The organism is Bacillus sp. NPDC094077 (genome assembly GCF_050279465.1).
GTDB lineage: Bacteria > Bacillota > Bacilli > Bacillales > Bacillaceae_G > Bacillus_A.
The window spans coordinates 122,830-144,262 of sequence record NZ_JBNNUF010000002.1 but is presented as its reverse complement, the minus strand read 5'-3'; the positions used below and the strand labels follow the sequence as shown (position 1 = coordinate 144,262).

2 protein-coding genes are annotated in these 21,433 nt (G+C 39.9%); both read right to left on the bottom strand.

From position 1 onward, the window contains the following. Positions 1-65 precede the first annotated feature (65 nt). On the bottom strand, positions 66-14,966 hold the full coding sequence (locus ACQKNR_RS05500; protein ID WP_427315985.1) for a non-ribosomal peptide synthase/polyketide synthase: 14,901 nt from the start codon (positions 14,964-14,966) through the stop codon (positions 66-68). Beyond that, the gene (locus ACQKNR_RS05495) at positions 14,963-21,433 is read right to left on the bottom strand and encodes an amino acid adenylation domain-containing protein (RefSeq protein WP_427315984.1); all 6,471 of its coding nucleotides are present in this window, start codon (positions 21,431-21,433) and stop codon (positions 14,963-14,965) included. The genes ACQKNR_RS05500 and ACQKNR_RS05495 overlap by 4 nt, the downstream gene beginning before the upstream one ends.

The window sequence follows — 21,433 nt, the reverse complement described above, 5'->3', positions numbered from 1 at the left end:
GCTACACACAAATAACAACTTTAACAATAACAATTTTCTTCATAAAGTTGCATCTTTTGTGCTCTCTACTTTTCCGTTAATGAAAGGGATGTCTCTTTTATTCCTTCTAATTCATTTATTAGGTACTTAGCTATCTTTTCAACTGCGGGGGAGCCCACTATTTCTTCATGTGATCCAGGGACTGAATATTTATTTACCCTTCCTTTTAATAAAGGTCCCCAATCTGTAAACAACTCTTTTCCTTCCTCAGCACTAAAGTAGATAACTTCTCCAAAGTATGGTATCAAATCATGCTCTGCCATTATGTTCAGGCATTTCCTATGAGCATTGATAACTTGCTTCAAATTCATAAGATCTGCATCAGGCGGGAGCACTCCTTCCATAATTAGTCGTTCCACAAGCATATCTTGTTGATGGACGGGTCCTCCTTCCTGCTCTGTAAGATCTCTAGGAATGAAATGCTTAGATATATATGAGAGCATATCCTCCCTTGTTTTATGATCCTGCTCTGAAGGTACTTTAGTATCCATGAGTACCAACAACTCTACTTCTTCTCCTTGATTCCTTAGTACAGTTGCGATTTTATAAGCAATTGCACCACCTAAAGACCATCCTCCAAGACGATATGGGCCTACTGGTTGAACACGTTTTATTTCTTCGATGTAAAGTTGAATTACTTCCGACAAGGTCAACTCGTCAATTTCTCTCTTTTCTATGAGCGGATTCTGTAAACCATAAAATGAACAGTGGTTCTTAAGCAATCTTGCTAGTTGAATGTAACAGAATACATTCCCCATAAACGGATGAACACAGAAGAAAGGTCTTTTCTCTGATTCTTGTAGTGGAACCAGCGCTGATACAGATTTTGTCATATCATGCTTATCACGAATAAGGCATGCGATTCCTTCCACTGTTGGATTCTTAATCAATGTAGACACCTTAATCTCTTTTCCAAACTTCTCCCTAATTTTTGAAACCAATTTGATTACAAGGAGAGAATGTCCCCCTCTATTAAAGAAATCATCATTTACATAGACATCTTCTATCTGTAGCAAATCCTGCCAGATTTTAATCAACTGATATTCAATTTCATCCCTTGGAATGATTGGTGTAGAGAAGTTATTTTCTCTTTGAATAGTTAAACTGTTCCATGCCTTTCGATCAACTTTTCCATTCGTTGTAAGAGGAATCGTGTCTACCTTAATAAAGTGTGCGGGAACCATATAATTCGGTACTTGTGTCTTGAGATATTCACGCCATTCATGCATACTCCCATCTCCAACTACATAAGCGACCAATCTCTGCTCTCCTAATTTATCCTCTGTTACCAAAACTACTGCTTCTTTCACCAATGGATGACTCTCTAGATTCGCTTCAATCTCTTCAAGTTCAATCCGGAAGCCACGAATTTTCACTTGATTATCGACCCTTCCCAAGTAATCTAAATTACCATCAGATAAATAACGAACCAAATCTCCCGTCCGATATAAACGCTCTTCTTCATTAAATGGATGACGGATGAATCGCTCTGCTGTTAATTCTGGGCGATTCAAGTATCCTCTCGCTATACCTGCACCACCAATATATAGCTCACCTGTTACACCAACTGGAACAGGTAACAAATTTTTATCCAATACATAAGTTTGAACGTTCGGCAACGGACGCCCAATTGTAACTCTTTTACTATCTGTTTTGATATGATAGCACGTTGCATCAACCGTACATTCTGTAGGACCGTAAACGTTATAAAAATCAATTTTTTCAGTCTCTACTAGATGTTCCCATAATGACGGCACGATTGCTTCACCACCGACCAATATCTTACTTGGAACATGAACGTCAGCACTTGTTTCTAGCAATCCTCCATCTATAAGTAATTGCAGTAATGAAGGTGTCATATCAAACATTTCCAACTCATTCTCCCTAATATAGGATACAAATTGTTCCGGATTAGTGCGAACTTCACTTGGAATAATATATAAACTTGAACCATAAAGCAGCATTTGTAATTGCTGAATAGATACATCAAAAGCAATTGACGCATTTAAACCGACGCGCATATTACTAGGTATCTCATGTAAGAAAACTTCTTTTTGCAAACCATATGATAAGTTTATTACAGAATGGTGCTGTACTAAAGCCCCCTTTGGATTCCCTGTCGAACCGGAAGTGTAGATAACATACGCTAGGTTTTCCCCTGTTACCTCACATATTGGTGAAAGTTTGCTTTCTTGAGAAATCATTGCTTGATCCCTATTTAGGCAAACTGTCTTGATTTCTTTAGGTATCCAGCCTACTAATACCTCATTCGTAACTAATACTTGAATGCCTGTGTCTTCTAAAATATATCGCAGGCGACTTTCCGGATACGATGGATCCAATGGAACATAGGCTGCTCCAGCCTTCCAAATTCCCATGAGACCAACAACCATCTCAACTGAACGCTCAAAGCAGAGGCCAACCAATGACTCTGTCCCAATTCCACATTTCTGTAGATGATGGGCCAATTGATTCGCTCTTTCATTCAGCTCCCGATACGTTAGTTGCTGTTTTTCATCCACCACTGCCACCGCATCGGGTGTACGATTCACTTGCTCTTCGAATAGTTGATGAATCACATTCTCACGTGGATAGGATATAGCATTATCATTCCATTCGTCCAATAGTTGTCTTTGTTCACCTTCCGTAATATATACTAGCTCCGACAGAGTTTGGTCAATGTTTTTGAGCATTTGCATTAACACTTGGTGTAAATGACCCAACATTCGTTCAATAGTTAATCTATTAAACTTGCTACGATCATACATTAACTTTAACGATAACTGGATTCCTGGAACTACAGCCAACCCTAATGGGTAGTGGGTTTGTTCTACCCCTTCCAATTCCCCAATTTCCAGATTTCCTGAAGACTCTTCTTTCAAAGGATAATTTTCAAACACATATAAACTATTGAACAGCTGTGTTCCCCTAGGAACTTCACTCCATCCCTGAATCTCTGTCAAAGAAGCATACTCATATTGTCTTCTTTCTATCTCTTCCTCTTGTATCTTCTGCAACCAATCCATTACTTTTATATCATCTATCAATTGAATTCGCGTTGGTGACGTGGTAATGAAAGGACCTATGATGTTTTCAACATCAATAATTTCCGTAGAACGCCCTGAGCTTGTTACCCCAAAGACAATGTCATTTTCCCCACTATACTGGCTGATGAGATATGCCCATGCACCTTGAATTACCGTACTCAAAGTAAGTTTATTGCGTTTCGCCCATCCTTGTAACGCTTGGGTCTGCTCTTCTGATAAATGAGTAACCTTCTCTGTGTAGCCTTTTTCTTCCTCTTTACTTTCTAAGCCCAGCAAAGTTGGTGCAGTAAAACCTTTAAGTTTCTCTCTCCAGAATTGTTCCGCCTGCTCCTTATCTTGTTCTCTTAGCCATTGGATATATTTCTTATATGGCGATGACTTAGGTAAATTCACAGCTTCTCCATTCATTCTCTTCTGATAGACTGTAAGTAATTCATTAAAGACCAGTGGTAAACTCCATCCATCCAGCAAAATATGGTGATGTGTCCAAACAATCCGATATTCTTCCTCACCTTCTTGAATGACCGTTACCCGCATCAATGGCGCTTCATCAAATAGGAAGGCTTGTTTTCGATCTAATGCCAAAAAGACTTTTCTTTTTTCCTGTATCTCTTCAGTTGTCATTGTGCGCCAGTCTTCTTTGTTCACCTTAAATGGAATATTTTCATACACCACTTGTAAAGGTTCTTCAATTTCGTCCCAAACGAATGCTGTACGAAAAATTTCATGCCTTTGAATTACAGATTTCCACGCTTGCTCAAAAGTAGGAATATCCATTTTTCCTTTAATCATAAAACTTAATTGCACTATATACGGTGCTACATGTTCATCCCCTTGGTCATGCAATGTATGGAAAATCATACCTTCTTGCAAAGGAGATAGTGGATATAAATCAGTAATTGGATAGTTCTTTCCACGATTCATCTTAGTTAGTACGTTTGTCAGACTCGCTTGGTTAAGATCAGCCAGCACAAAATCAGAAACGGTCAGCGCAGATTCTTTATCTGAAGATTGAATCAATCTGCTCAGTTGATAAAGCATATTCTGTGCAATACTTTGAATCGTTGATTTCGCGAATTGTCCAACATTGTATACCCAAGTGAACTGAAGTTTTCCATCCGTTACAATCCCAATTACATCGATTAAATGTGATCGCTTGGAACCAGAAGCATGATCTAAGCGCTTAAATTCGTTCTCCGGAATAAACATTGCATCGTCAGAAAACATTTGGTCAAATTGTCCAAGATAGTTAAAACTAATAGACGGTGTATGTTGAGAGCCTAATTGCTCACACATTGTTGTGTTCATGTAACGCAACACTCCATAGTCAAGACCCTTATTAGGAATTTTGCGTACTTGTTCTTTAACTGCTTTTAATGCTGCAATTGACGTGTTGGCACCAGTAATATTTAAGTGAACAGGATAAATACTTGTAAACCATCCCACGGTTCTCGATAAGTCAACGTCTTCAATAATCTCTTCTCGACCATGTCCCTCTAGATCTACGCTCAATATCGGCTGCCCTGTACATACTGCCGTAGCTTGTACCAATGCCGCTAATAATACTTCATTAATTTGGGCACGATGAGCGCTTAAAGTCTCTTGCAATAACATACGGGTCTCTTTCTCATCTAGTACCACGGTAATTTCTTCAGTTACTGCGTCACTTATAGAAACATCTACTGGCAGCATTACTACTTCTTGTTCGGACTGTTGCTCCCAGTAATGCAGCACTTCTTGTGATATTCCAGATTCAGCGTAATGATGTAATTTCTCCGACCACGCTTTAAAGGATGTACTCTTCATTGATAATTGGATTTTCTGCCCCTGTATTGCTTGATTATATGCTGTTTGCAGATCTTCCAATAAAATTCGCCAAGAAACACCATCCACAGCTAAGTGATGAATCGCCCAAAATAATCGGCCAGTATTCTTCTCACCTTCATCAAAATACACCATTCTCATTAACGGACCATCATGTAAATTCAAACTTTCTTGTGCAATATTAATCTCTTTTTGAATCACTTGATGCCAATCGGATTCAGGCACTTCGTCTAATGAAATGACAGTCAGCATCAAGTGTTCTTCTATTCCTTCGTTCCACTGTTTCCAAGCTCCATCAGGTAAACGTTCATATCTTAGACGCAGGGCATCATGATGAAGTAGAAGGTTACTCACTGACTTCTCTAGCGATACTATGTCCAGTTTCTCTTTTGTTCTAAAAAACATAGATTGATTCCAATGATGTGGGTTAGCATGTTTTTGTGCAAAAAACCATTGCTGAATAGGTGTAAGAATCGTATCTCCAGTTATAATTCCCTGTTCAGCTTGTATAACTTGTTCTTCTTTGACTACTTGCGCCAACTCTGCAATCGTTTGGTATTCAAATATTTGTTTTGGTGTCAACTGTAAACCTGCTTGCTTCGCACGAGAGACGATCTGAATGCTGAGAATCGAGTCTCCACCAATTTCAAAGAAGTTATCATGGATTCCCACCTTTTTAATCCCTAATACTTGTTTCCAAATGGTAGCCAGTGTTTCTTCTTTATCATTCCGCGGTGCCACACATTCACTTTCGATTTTCCTCTCCTCTGGTACAGGTAAGGCCTCCCGATCAACTTTACCGTTAGCAGTTAGTGGAATAGCTTCCATCATCACAAATCCTGAAGGAACCATATGGCTTGGTAGTTCCGCTTTGAGATAATCTCTCCACTCACCTGCATTCCCATCACCCACTACATATGCCACCAATCGTTTGTCACCCGGCTGATCCTCTCGAACAATTACAACAGCCTCTTTTATGGATGCATGTGTGTTTAAAGCTGATTCAATTTCTCCAAGTTCAATTCGAAAACCGCGGATTTTCACCTGGTGATCAATCCGCCCAAGATAATCCAAATTTCCATCTGGTAAGTATCTGGCTAGGTCTCCTGTCCGATATAATCGCGCTCCCGGTTCACTACTGAATGGATGAGGTATGAAACGTTCTGCAGTCAATTCAGGTCTATTTAAATACCCACGTGCGAGTCCTGCTCCACCAATATATAGTTCACCAGATACGCCAATAGGTACAGGCTGTTGACAAGCATCTAGCACATACACTTCTAAATCTGGAATCTGCTTTCCAATATTACTTCTTGAAGAATGCTTTACATCATCTTGAGTAATTGGATGATACGTAACATGGACGGTGGTTTCTGTAATTCCATACATATTAATTAACTGCGTGTTCTGCTCTCCATACCTTTGAAACCATGGTAGCAAGCTAGTAGGTTCAAGTGCTTCTCCACCAAATATGACATAACGCAGATGCAAGTTTTTATTCTCATCTTCTTGTTCACACACTTGTAACAATTGTCGAAATGCGGAAGGTGTCTGATTAAGAACCGTAACCTCTTCCTCTACTAGCAGTTGATAGAAATCCTTAGGCGATCGACTAATCCAGTAAGGAACAACAACTAATTTTCCACCATATAATAATGCTCCCCAAATTTCCCATACTGAGAAATCAAATGCATAAGAATGAAAAAGCGTCCAAGTATCTTTTTCATTAAACTGATACCAACAGTCCGTCGATTTAAATAAACGAATGACATTGTGATGCTCTATCATAACACCCTTTGGATTCCCTGTTGATCCCGAAGTATAGATTACATATGCCAAATTTTCTCCTGTCACTTCACATATTGGTGAAAGGATGCTTTCTCGCTTGATCATCGCTTGATCCCGATCCAAACAAACGGCTTCGATTCCTTCAGGTATCCAACCAACTAATGCTTCGCTCGTGACCAATATTTGAATCCCTGTGTCCTCCAAAATATATCGTAGGCGACTTTCTGGATACGATGGATCCAATGGAACATAGGCTGCCCCAGCTTTCAAGATCCCCATGAGACCAATAATCATCTCAATTGAACGCTCAAAGCAAAGTCCAACCAATGATTCATTCCCAATCCCACATTGCTGAAGATAGTGGGCCAATTGATTAGCTTTTTCATTCAGCTCTCGATACGTTAACTGCTGTTTTTCATCTACCACTGCCACCGCGTCAGGTGTACGATTTACTTGCTCTTCAAACAGCTGATGAATCGCACTTTCCTGTGGATATGCTACAGCATTATTATTCCACTCTTCCAACTGCTTTTGCTGTAATCCTGATAATATAGGCAACTTAGCTAATGATTTATCAGGATATTCCACGATTAAATTCAACCAGTTTCCAAAAAGTTCGGCCATGGATTCAATAGTTAAACTGTCAAATAAATCAGTCCTATAAATAAAAGTAAGCAATAAACCCTCTTCCACTTCTGTAGCAGTTAAACTTAAATCAAACTTAGCGATTGGAGCGTTGCTCTCCATTACTTCTATATTTCGTCCATGTAGCTCTGGTAGCTCCTGTCCCGTATTTTGCAAAGTAAACATGGTTTGGAAAATCGGAGAATGACTTGTACTTCGTTCAGGTTGGATAACCTCTACAATTTTCTCAAACGGAACATCTTGATACTCATACGCCTTCAATGCTTTGATCCGCACTTGAGACAACAACTCTTGAAATGCCGGTGCATTACTTAAATCAGCTCGATAAACCAATGTGTTGACAAAGAAACCAATCAACCCTTCAATTTCTCGATAATTTCGATTTGCAATTGGGCTGCCAACAATAATATCCGATTGTCCCGTATAACGGGCAAGGAAACTTTGATACGATGCCAATAATGTCATGAAAAGCGTGGCCCCTTCTTGACGACTTAGTTCGTTTAATTTATCCAATAATGAGCGTGACAACAACACATTATGAGTTAATCCATGGTGGGTTTGCACAGGAGGACGCGGACGATCCATCGGCAACATTAAGACCGGTAACTCACCAGATAATTCTTCCTTCCAATATGCAAGCTGTTGATTTAGTACTTCCTCTTTCAACCATTCTCTTTGCCACTGAGCAAAATCGGCATATTGAACTGGTAGTGGTGCAAGCTCTGCTTGTTTTTCACCAATCGCCTCCTCATAAAATGCCATCCATTCTTGGAGCAAGATTTCCATCGACCATCCATCTGAGATAATATGATGCATATTACACAGAAGAACCCATTCTTCTTCTGAGATTTTCACGATTTGTCCACGGAACAATGGCCCTTGTTCTAAATCAAATGGAGATTCGACTTCAGTTTGAGTCCATTTCTCCAACTTACTTTCTCTCTCCTCTGGAGAAAGCTTAGTTAAATCCATGTGTGGGAGAGTACGGAAAATATACGGTTGAACCTGCTGCACAGGATGACCGTTCACTTCATGAAAGACCGTCCGTAAAGATTCATGACGCTCTATCAACTGATTCCATCCCAACTCCAATGCTTCAGGTAACCAATTCCCTGTAAGACGGCATACCATTGGCATATTATAAAGTGCACTATTAGGCGCAAATTGATCGATAAACCATAAGCGCTGTTGGGCATAAGAAAGTGGAAGGTTATCTCCTCGTTCCATCGGCATCAATGGTAGAATTTCTTCTCGTTTTTTGCTTCCCTTACGTAACTGATCTATTCGCTTTGACAATGCCTCGACCGTTGAATATTCGAACAGTTCACGTACCGGTAATTTGATTTGAAAGACTACTTGCAAGCGTGAGACCACTTGTGTAGCAAGTAGAGAATGACCACCAAGTTCAAAGAAAGAATCCTGAACACCAATATTTTCTATTCCTAGCACTTGACTCCACACTGAAGCGATAAGTTCTTCCAGCGGAGTTCGTGGGTAAACGGTATTTTCAGTAGATAGCTCACTAGGTATAGGCAATGCCTTTAAATCAAGTTTCCCATTCGGTGTAAGTGGTAAAAATCCCATCTCAATAAAGTTTGTTGGGACCATATAATTTGGTAAATGTGTTTGTAGATGCTCTCGCCATTCTTGGACACTTCCTTCACCAACTACATAAGCTACTAATCTCTTGTCACCTGGATCATCCTCTCGTACCAATACAACTGCTTCTTTCACAGAAGAATGTGCCTGCAAAACTGCTTCAATTTCTCCCAATTCAATCCGGAAACCACGAATTTTCACTTGGTCATCTATACGACCATGGAACTGGAGCGTACCATCAGAAAGATAACTTGCTTTGTCTCCGGTGTAATAGAGACGTTCTCCTGACCTAAATGGATGCGAAATAAATTTTTCCTTTGTAAGATCCGGACGGTTAGCATATCCGCGAGCAAGACTCTTTCCTCCAATATAGAGATCCCCAATCACACCAATTGGTACTAGCTGAAGATAAGAATCTAATACATAAACTTCTGTATTCGCAATCGGTCGACCAATAGATGGCGTACCTGTTGTCACTCCTACAGGTACATAACAATCCGTGGTAACAACGGTATTTTCCGACGGACCATACTGATTGATTACCGCAAAAGGAATATCGTTAGATGGATACTGCGTTAATTGATCCCCGCCCGTAATGATAAAACGAAGATCCGTCTTCTCTGGCCAAGATAATTTCAAGAGTCTTTCCAGAATAGGCGTAGGTGTAAAACTAGCTGTTATTCGCAAATCAATGAGCCAGTCTCTTAGTGCTTCTGGGTTAATTCTCAATTCCTCTGTTGACAAGTAGAGTGCTGCACCAGCAGTTAGATACGGCCAAATCTCCTGGACAGCCGAATCAAAAGCAATCCCCGCAATCTGAGTCGCACGATCCTCTGCTGTAATACGATAAACTTCTTGATGCCACGAGACCATATTCATTAATGAGCGATATTCAACCATGACACCCTTTGGCTTTCCTGTAGAACCAGAGGTATAGACGATATAAGCTAAGTTCTCTGGATTTATCTGCCGTGTAGGCGCAATTATACTTTCCACTGTTAATTCTTCTAACCTCACCATTTCAACCTGTTCGAAATGGTCTTCTTGTCCTTCCGCTGTCACTACAATTTGAATTCCTGCATCTTCAATCATGTATTCTAACCTTGATTTTGGATACAACGGATCTAAAACGACATACGCTCCACCAGCTTTTAAAATGCCTAGTAAACTTGCCATGAGCTCAGCTGACCTCGGAAGATAAACTCCCACGACTGACTCTGAAGCGACTCCTTTTCGCTGCAAAACATTTGCCAACTGATTTGCTTGTGCATCCAGTTCACCGTAGGTCCACTCTTTCGTTTGATCAACCACCGCAATCGCATCAGGGTGCCTTTCTACTTGTTCCTCAAATCTGTCGCAAATAAGACCCTGTGGGGATATTTCCATTACAGTGTCATTCCATGTTTCTAATAACAAAGTACGCTCAGGTTCCGATAACAGGCTCAGGCTATGCAACGGATTTTGCGGGTGATGGGAAACTTCGTGTAGCCATTTCTCAAAGTGTCCTGCCATCCGTTCAATAGTTGTAGCATCGAATAAATCCTTATTGTATTCAAAAGTAAAAAGTAATCCCTCTTCCGTCTCAGCTACCATTACACTTAAATCAAACTTTGCGATTGGACTATGGCTTTCTATCATTTCAATACTTCTATCAGATAACACCGGGAACTCTTGTTTCATATTTTGCAAGATGAACATAGTCTGGAAGATTGGCGAATGACTTGTACTCCGCTCTGGTTGTATAACTTCTACAATTTTTTCAAAAGGGATATCTTGATATTCATACGCCTTCAATGCCTTTTGACGAACCTGAGACAAAACATCCTGAAATGTCGGTCTACCACTCAGATTAGCCCGATAAACCAGCGTGTTGACGAAGAAACCAATTATTCCCTCAATTTCTCTGTAATTTCGATTAGCAATTGGACTTCCGACTAGAATATCTTCTTGTCCCGTATAACGTGATAGAAAACTTTGATATGCAGCCAACAGCGTCATGAAGAGTGTAGCCCCTTCTTGGCGACTAAATTCGTCCAATTTGTCATGTAGCGTGCTTGGCAGAAGCAGAGTGTATGTCGACCCGTGATGAGTTTGTATTGCGGGACGCGGGCGATCCATAGGAAGTTGGAGTACAGGAAGCTCCCCAGACAATTCCTCCCTCCAATATTGGAGTTGTTGATCAAGCACTTCTGCCTTCAACCATCCTTTTTGCCACTGAGCGAAGTCGGCATACTGAACCGGTAATGGTTCAAGTTCTGCTACCTTTCCATCCGTAGCTTTCTCATAGAATGCCATCCATTCTTCAAGTAGGACTCCCATTGACCATCCATCTGAAATGATATGATGTAAAGTACAAAGAAGAATCCATTCTTCCTCTCCCACTTGCAAAATACTTGTCCTGATCAGTGGACCCTTTCCTAAATCAAATGGCACTTCTGTTTCTTGTTGAATCAAACGTTTAACTTCTTCTTCTCGGTCTTCTGGAGAAAGCATAGTTAAATCCGTTTTTGGAATTGATCGAAAAGCATACGGTTCAATTTGCTGTATGGGTTGACCGTTCACTTCATGAAAGACCGTCCGCAATGATTCATGACGCTCTATTAGCTGATTCCATCCCGTTTCCAATGCCTCAGGTAGCCAACTCCCTGTAAGTCGGCATACCATTGGCATATTGTAAAGGGCACTATTAGGTGTAAATTGATCAATAAACCATAAGCGCTGTTGGGCATAAGATAGTGGAATAGTTTCCCCACGTTCCATCGGCATTAGTGGAGGAATCTCACGTTTTCTATCTCCTTTACGTAACTGATCTAATCGCTTTGCCAGTGACTCCACCGTTGCATACTCAAATAGTTCACGTACCGGTAATTCGATTTGAAAGATTTCCTGTAAACGTGAAACTACTTGAGTAGCTAGTAGCGAGTGACCACCGATCTCAAAAAAAGAATCCTGAACACTAATATTTCTTATACCTAACACTTGACTCCATACGGAAACGATGAGCTCCTCTACTGGTGTTCTTGATGAAGTAATATCTTCACTTATGGACTGTGCTTCCAATTCCAGTAAGGCTTTCCGATTCACCTTACCATTTGGAGTGAGTGGCATCGCTTCAACTCGGAAAAAGTATGCTGGAACCATATAATGTGGCAGTTGCTTCTTGAGATATTCACGCCACTCTCCAATATCCCCTTCACCCACTACATAAGCTACTAACTGCTTATCTCCTGGTCGATCTTCCTTCACCAACACAACAGCCTCTTTTACAGATGAGTGATCATGTAAAGATGCTTCAATCTCTCCCAGTTCAATTCGGAATCCTCTTATTTTCACTTGGTTATCTATTCTTCCAATATACTCCAAGTTACGATCATTCATATATCTCACCAAGTCACCCGTTCGATATAATCGTTCCCCTTCCTTAAAGGGATGCGGAATAAAACGTTCAGTAGTTAACTCTGGTCGATTGAAGTAGCCACGTGCCAAGCCTACCCCACCAAGGTAAAGTTCCCCCGCCACACCAATCGGTACCACCTGTTGATGTTGATCCAACACATACAACTCTGTATTATCAATTGGACGACCAATTGGAATAAGCATGGGTTCTTTTTCTAAATCACAATCATAATAAGTCACATCTACAGTCGCCTCGGTAGGGCCATACAAGTTAATTAACTTTGTTTGCTGAACATCATAAAATACCTCCTTAAACCGGCGAACCTGCTCAGTATTTAATGCTTCTCCACTAGTAAAAACCTGATTTAAAGACGAAACATTCCTTTTTGAGTTATATTGTTCCATGTAATCCAAGAAAGTAGATAACATCGACGGAACAAAGTGCATGGTGGTCACACGATATCGTTCAATATACTCCTCAATCACCGCAGGATCTTTCTCTCCGCCTGGCGGAAGCAAACAAACACGTGCTCCTACAAATGACCACCAAAATAATTCCCAGACAGAAACATCAAACGAAAACGGTGTTTTTTGTAGGATTGTATCTTCCTCGGACAATGGATATTTTTTCTGCATCCACTGTAGGCGGTTGATAACCGAATGATGTTCAATCATTACCCCCTTCGGATTTCCCGTCGAACCCGAAGTGTATATGATATAGGCTAAGTTATTTGCTGTTACGCCACTCACCGGAGACAAATTACTCTCTTTAGAAATCATTACTTGATCCCGGTCTAAACAAATTGCTTGAATATCTTTAGGTAACCAGTCCTGTAGTGCCTCTTTTGTTAACAGCACTTGAATTTGTGAATTCTCTAAAATGTATCTCAGGCGGTTTTCGGGATAACTTGGGTCCAGTGGGACATAAACCCCACCTGCTTTCAAAATCCCAAAGAGACCAATAATCATATCAGGAGAACGTTCAACACATATACCGACCAATGATTCAGGTCCTATACCTCGTTTTTGTAGATAATGTGCCAATTGGTTCGATTTTTCATTGAGTTCTTGATATGTTAGCTTTCCACCCTCATAAACTACCGCCACTGCATCAGGTGTACGTGCCACTTGCTGCTCAAATAGCTCATGAATCATACACTCATGACCATAAACCACGTCAGTATCATTCCATTCTTCTAGGAGTTGTTTCTGCTCTGTGTCCGATAACATTGACAGCTTTGTATATGATTCATCTGGATGATACGCGATTTCATTTAACCAGTTCTCAAAATGGCCAGCCATACGTGCAACGGTACTACTATCAAATAAATCCGTATTGTATTCAAATGAGACAAATAGACCTTCTTCCACTTCGTAGGCAGTTAAACTCAAATCAAATTTTGCAATAGACATATTACTTTCTACCATTTCGATACTTCTACCAGGCAAATCTAGTCGTTCTTGTTTTATATTCTGTAGTGTAAACATAGTCTGAAAGATAGGAGAATGACTCATACTTCGTTCAGGCTGCACAGCTTCTACCACTTTTTCAAATGGTATATCTTGATATTCATAAGCTTTTAACGCCTTTTTCTTTGTTTGGTTCAAAATCTCCCGAAAAGTAGGGGTACCACTCAAATCTGATCGGTAAACCAACGTATTAACAAAGAAACCGATTAATCCTTCTACTCCCTTATGATTCCGATTTGCAATCGGACTTCCGACTAAAATATCTTTTTGCCCCGTATAACGAGCAAGAAAGCTCTGGTATGCAGCCATTAAAGTCATAAATAAGGTAGATCCTTCTTGTCGACTTATATCCTTTAATTGATTGAGTAATCTATAAGGAAAAATCACGTGATGCGTATCCCCAGCGTAAGTTTGCGTAACCGGTCGAGGTCGGTCCACTGGCAGTTGTAATATAGGAAGTTCCCCAGACAATTCTTCCTGCCAATACGTAAGTTGACGATTTAACACATCACCTTGCAACCACTCCTTTTGCCACTTCGCAAAGTCTGCATATTGAATGGATAGTGAACTTAATTTAGCAGGATTCCCGCCCGTTTCTTCTTCATAGAAAGCAAGTAATTCATTCATGAATATACCGATGGACCAAGCATCAGAAATAATATGATGCATCGTACACAGTAATAACCATTCATCCTTTCCTAATTGAACAAGCTGATTACGAATTAAAGGGCCATTCATTAAATCAAATGGTTCTTGCGCTTCTCTCGCAATTAAACTATCTACCTCTTTTTCTTTTACTTCTAGAGAAAGTTGAGAGTAATCCCTTACAGGTAATGCTCTAGGAAGGAATTCGACAATTTGTTGTACAGGTCGTTCTCCTACTTCTTTAAAAACGGTTCGTAATGATTCATGACGTTCAATGAGTCGATTGAATCCCTTTTCTAATGCTTCAGGAATCCAATTTCCTTTTAGATGCCATGCCGTTGGAATATTATATAAAGAACTGTTTGGGTTAAATTTGTCCATAAACCACAAACGTTGTTGTGCATAAGACAACGGAAGTGCTTCTTTATTCTCCTTTTTTTGCATTTGCTTCTGAAGCCAAGCTCTCTTCTCAGGAGAAAGTAAACTCAGCTTTGCAAGTAAATCACTTCTCATTTTTTTACCCCTTCCTCAACTAAATTACTCTCGAATATTCCTTGTGCTTCTTCCTCTGATAGTTCTTCTAATTGCTTAAGCAGTTCAAGTAATTCTTCATCATTACTCACTTCTGCTTCTTTTTGAATATAGTTTTGAAGACTTACATTCTCCTTACTATCATTCTGCATTTCTTGATTTTTGTTATAGAGCAATTGATCAATCTGTTCTGCCAATTGCTGCACCGTATGAAACGTAAATAAATCATGCAATGGTAACTCGATTCCAAATGCCTCTTTAAGATTGGAAACAGCTTGTGTAGCAAGTAATGAATGCCCACCTATTTCAAAAAACGAATCCTGTATCCTAATATTTTCTACCTCTAAAACTTGATGCCATATCGAAACGATTGTTTTTTCAGTAGGTGTACGGGGAGCAGTATAACCACTCCCTATCTCCTGTCTCTCTGGTGCTGGTAAGGCCTTCCTATCAATTTTTCCATTTGGAGTGAGTGGAAATGCATTCAATCCGACAAAATAGGCTGGAATCATGTAATTTGGTAGCTGGTCCTTGAGATAATCACGCCACTTATGAGCATCCCCATCTCCCACAACATAGGCAATTAAACGTGGATCACCAGGATAATCTTCCCGCACCATCACAAGAACTTCGTTAACTAATGCATGCTTTTGTAATGTCGCTTCAATTTCTCCTAGTTCAATCCGGAACCCACGAATTTTTACCTGATGATCGATTCGGCCAAGATACTCCAAATTTCCATCTGGCAGATACCTTACTAGATCTCCAGTCCGATATACTCGCTCTCCTTCTTTAAACGGGTGCGGTATAAAACGATTTTTTGTTAAGTCAGGGCGGTTTAAGTATCCACGTGCTAATCCTGATCCACCAATATAAAGCTCACCAACTACACCAATTGGAACCATTTTTTGTTCAGCACTCAGTACATATACTTCTGTATTGAAGACTGGTTTACCAATTGGTGGTACCCTATGCATGACACCCTTTTCTAATTCCATATATGTGGAATACGTAGTATCTTCGGACGGTCCATATAGGTTGTACACCTTCTCAATCGTACTTCTCTCGTATAAATCTTGAACAAGTGAATATGGTAATGGTTCTCCAGCCAAATTCATCACCTTTACCGAAGAAGGAATTGTTTTTGCTCGAACCAGTTCCTTCGCTGCCGATGGCACAGTATTGACCAAAGTCACACCCTTGGTAGACAACTTGTCTAGATGTAGAGCATTTTCAGCGACAATCACCTTACCACCCATCGTTAAGGGAACAAACACTTCAAAAACGGATAGATCAAAGGATAGCGAAGTTGAAGCCAATACTCCCGCTAAATCCTTTCGGGAATATGTGTGATGCGCCCAATGAATCATTGTTACTGTATTTCTGTGCTCAATCATTACTCCCTTTGGATTTCCAGTGGAACCTGAAGTATAGATAATATAGGCTAAGTTATCTCCCGTCACTTCACTCGTACACACTGTAGTTACTTCTTGTTCTATTTCCTCTCGATCACGATCAATACAAATCACGTCAACAGATTCAGGTATAACCATTTTTTGTTGTAACTTTTCCAGTGTCACCAGTACCTTTATTTGAGCATCCTCTAAAATGTATTGCAGTCGACTTTCCGGATACGCTGGATCAATTGGGACATATGCTCCTCCTGCCTTCATAATTCCTAAGAGACCGACAGCCATCTCAGATGAACGTGTAACGCAAATCCCAACCAATGATTCGCATGCTACACCATTTTTCTGTAAATAATGTGCCAGCTGATTCGAGCGTTCGTCCAACTCTCGATATGTTAGTTCTTCATCTTCGCACACTACTGCAATTGCTTCTGGTGTTTTTTTCACTTGTTCTTCAAACAATGTATGAATCGTGCTTTCTTGTATATCTACAACACCTGTTTCATTCCATTCCTCTAGTAGTTGCTTATATTCTACTTTCGATAACATATTCATTTCCGATAATAAATCTTTTGGATGAGATACAATTTGATTTAACCAATGTTCAAAATGACTTACCATACGTTCAATGGTTGTATCATTAAACAAATCAGTATTGTATTCAAAGGTTAGCGATAATCCTTCTTTCGTCTCAGAAGCAAATAAACTCAAATCAAATTTCGCAACAGAAGCATGACTTTCCATGAGTTCCATGTGTCTTTCAGATAGCTGGGGAAACTCTTGTTTCGTATTCTGTAAAGTAAACATGGTTTGAAATATCGGTGAATGACTTGTATTCCGTTCCGGTTTTAAGGATTCTACCACTTTCTCAAATGGAATGTCCTGATACTCATATGCTTTTAGTGCTTTTTTTCGTACCTGCGACAAAAGTTCTTGGAACGTCGGATTTTCACTGAAATCAGCTCGATAAACCAACGTATTTGCAAAGAAACCTATTAATCCCTCAATCTCTTTAACATTTCGATTCGCAATTGGGCTTCCAACCAAGATGTCGTCTTGTCCTGTATAGCGAGAAAGGAAGCTTTGATACGCTGCCATCAATGTCATAAATAAAGTGCATCCTTCTTGCAGACTTAAATCTTTGAGCTTTTCCTGTAGGGAATTCACCACCATTAAGGACTGACTTGCACCACGGTGGGTTTGAACCGCAGGTCGAGGACGATCCATCGGTAATTGTAAAACAGGTAGCTCCCCAGACAATTCTTCCTTCCAATATTGAAGGTGCTGATCAAAATCCTCTTCTTTTTGCCATTCCTTCTGCCACATGACAAAGTCTGCATATTGAATAGATAACGCCTTCAATTCCGCCGGTTTTCCACTTAGTGCTCCTTCATAAAAAGCCATCCATTCTTCAAGTAAGATTCCCATTGACCACCCATCCGAAATAATATGATGCATCGTACAAAGGAGAACCCATTCTTCCTCGTCCACTTTCAATATTCGTGTTCGAATCAGAGGATCTTGTCCAAAGTGAAATGGTTCCTCCGCTTCGTTTTGAATGATCCGTCTCATTTCTCTTTTCCTATCTTCCAAAGAGAGATCTGTTAGATCCGTCTGAGGGATATGTCTAAATACATGAGATTGAACCTGTTGAAAAGGTTCACCCTCTTGTTCTAGAATTATCGTCCGTAATGATTCATGACGCTCCAACAACTGATTCCATCCAGCCTCCAATGCTTCAATTGACCATTTACCTGTTAAGCGACACGCTGCATGAATATTGTACATCGCACTATTTGGCATTAATTGATTAATAAACCATAGACGTTTCTGCGCATAGGAAAGCGGAATAAACTCTTCCCGCATCATAGGTACAAGGGGTGGAACCTCTCGTTTTTTATCTTCTTTGCGCAACTGATCTACTCGTTTCGCTAATGCCTCCACTGTATTGTGCTTGAAAAGTTCACGTAGCGGGATTTTAACCTGGAACAATTCTTGTAATCGAGAGACGATTTGAGTAGCGAGTAGTGAGTGCCCCCCCCGTTCAAAGAAGGAATCCTGAATACCGATATTTTCTGTTCCTAACACTTGACTCCAAACCGAGGCAATAAGCTCTTCCGATGGCGTCCGAGGTAGAACATTTAAATCTCCAATAGCTTGCTCATCAGGTACTGGCAAGGCCTTTCGGTCGATTTTCCCATTCGGAGTAAGCGGGAACTGCTCTAACTCTACAAGGTGCGCTGGAATCATGTAATTCGGCAATTTTTTTTGTAGATACTCTCGCCACTTTTGGGTATTTCCATCGCTTATCACATATGCCACCAATCGTTGATCGCCCGGACGATCTTCTCTAACTAATACGACAGCCTCTTTAATAAACGAACATTTTTCTAAAGTCGCTTCAATTTCTCCAAGTTCAATCCGAAAACCACGCATTTTTACTTGATGGTCCATTCTCCCTATAAATTCTAAATTCCCATCAGTTAGATATCTTACTGAATCTCCTGTTCGATATAATCGTTCTCCCAATCGAAATGGATGCGAAATGAATTTTTCGGCAGTGAGAGTCGGAAGATTTAAATATCCACGCGCTAAACCAGCACCACCAATATATAACTCACCCTCTATCCCTATTGATTGCAAGCGTTGATTTTGGTCTAGTACATATAATTGCGTGTTCTGTATCGGCTGCCCAATAGAAACAAATTCTTGATTAGGTTGCAAGTCAAATGCATTTACATAAATAGTGGCTTCAGTTGGTCCATAAAAGTTGGTTAATTTTACTTGTCCGCTATGATTCCATTGCTGTTGAAATCGTCTAACCAATCCTGAACTTAGTTCTTCCCCACCAGAAAATACATGACGCACGGACGAACAATTCATGATCAATTCAATATGATTGAAGTGATCTAAGAAAACAGATAACATCGAAGGAACAAATTGAACAATAGTAACCTGATGTTTTTCAATCACTTCAGCTATAATGGAAGGATCTTTTTCTCCACCTGGAGGCAGGAAAGATACACTTGCTCCAACATGAATACCCCAAAATAACTCCCAAACAGATATATCAAATGAGAATGGGGTTTTCTGCAAGACCACATCTTTTTCAGAAAGTGGATATTTTTGTTGCATCCATTCCAGGTAATTGATTACTGAATGATGCTCAATCATCACTCCCTTTGGATTCCCTGTAGATCCTGAAGTATACATAACATACGCTAAACTTCTTCCTGTTACACCACTTATACATGGGGTTGATTCTTCTTTTTCAATTGCAGTATAATCTTTATTCATACAAATCGTTTCAACATCTTCAGATATATATAAATTTTTCGAATCTTCTTCCGTCACTAACACTTCGATTTCAGCATCCTCTAATATATAACGAAGCCGACTCTCTGGATAAGTAGGATCAAGTGGAACATACGCCCCTCCTGATTTTAGAATACCTAATAACGCTATCATCATTTGTAATGAACGTTCCATATATACCCCGACTAGAGACTCTGGACCTACACCACGCTTTTGTAAATAATGTGCTAGCTGATTCGCACGCTCATCCAACTCTCTATAGGTAATTTGTTCATTTTCGTAAATAGCTGCGATTGCTTCTGGCTTTTTCTTAACTTGCTCCTCAAACACAGTATGAATCATGCCTTCAGCTGAATATTTTACTTGAGTATTATTCCACTTCTCTAGTAACTGTGTCTGCTCTTCCACTGTTAAATGAGTAATTTCAAAGAGTTTTGAATCTAGGCTCTTCGTCATCTGAATTAATGTTTGCAATAAGTGACCCTGAATTCGATTTATTGTTTCTTCATTAAAATAGCTGCGATCATACATTAGCTTTAAAGTAATTTTCTTACCAGGCATTACAATGAGCGTTAATGGATAATTTGTTTGTTCCACGCTTTTAACATCTAGTAATCTTAAATCATTATTTCTCTCACCTTGAATTGGATAATTTTCAAACACATACAAGGTATGAAATAAGGAGCTATTCCGCGGAACCTCACTCCACCCTTGAATATCAACTAATGAATTATACTCATATTGTCTTCGTTCCATTTCTTTCATCTGTATTTTATGAAGCCAATCTACGACTGATGTATCATCCGTTAATCGAATTCTAGTAGGTAATGTGTTAATAAATAGACCCACCATATTCTCTGCTCCTATCAAATCAGTAGGACGTCCAGAGCTAGTTACGCCAAATACGATATCACTTTCACCGCTATACCTACTCATCAAATAGGCCCATGCGCCTTGTACTAACGTATTCAATGTTAATCGACTATTTCTTACCCACTCTTGTAAATTCTCAGTGAGCTCCCCAGATGCCTGATAAGCACACTCTCCATAGCCCTTCTCCCGTCCTTGATCCTTTCTTTCCATCGCTAATGGCGTAGGTGCATAAAACCCCTTTAATTCTTCTGTCCAAAATTCCTCTGCTTGACTTTGATCTTGTTTATTTATCCACTGGATATATTTTTTATAAGGAAGAGATTTAGGAAAATTCAACAATTCTCCCTTTATCATCTTGAGATAAACTTCCATTACTTCACTAAAGACCAATGACACACTCCACCCATCTAGCAAAATATGATGATGTGTCCAAATGATTCTCGTTTCCTCTTCTGCTTCTTTAATCGCAGTGACTCTCATCAATGGTGCTTCGTCCAATAAAAATCCTTTTCTACGATCTGCAGTCAAAAACTGGTGTAATTTCTTCTCCCTCTCCTCATGTGAATGGGCACTCCAATCCTCTTGATGAATAGCAAAAGGAAGACGTTCGTAAACTGCTTGCAGAGGTCTTTCTACTTCCTCCCACACAAATACTGAACGCAAAACCTCATGTCGATGAATAACATATTCCCAAGCCTTTTCAAAAGTAGCAACATCCAATTGCCCCCCGAGCAAGAAGCCTACTTGTACAATGTAGGAAAAAGAATGTTCATCATCTTGATCGTATAAAGTATGAAATAGTATTCCTTTTTGTAAAGGGGATAATCCATATATATCAATAACGTCTCCCAT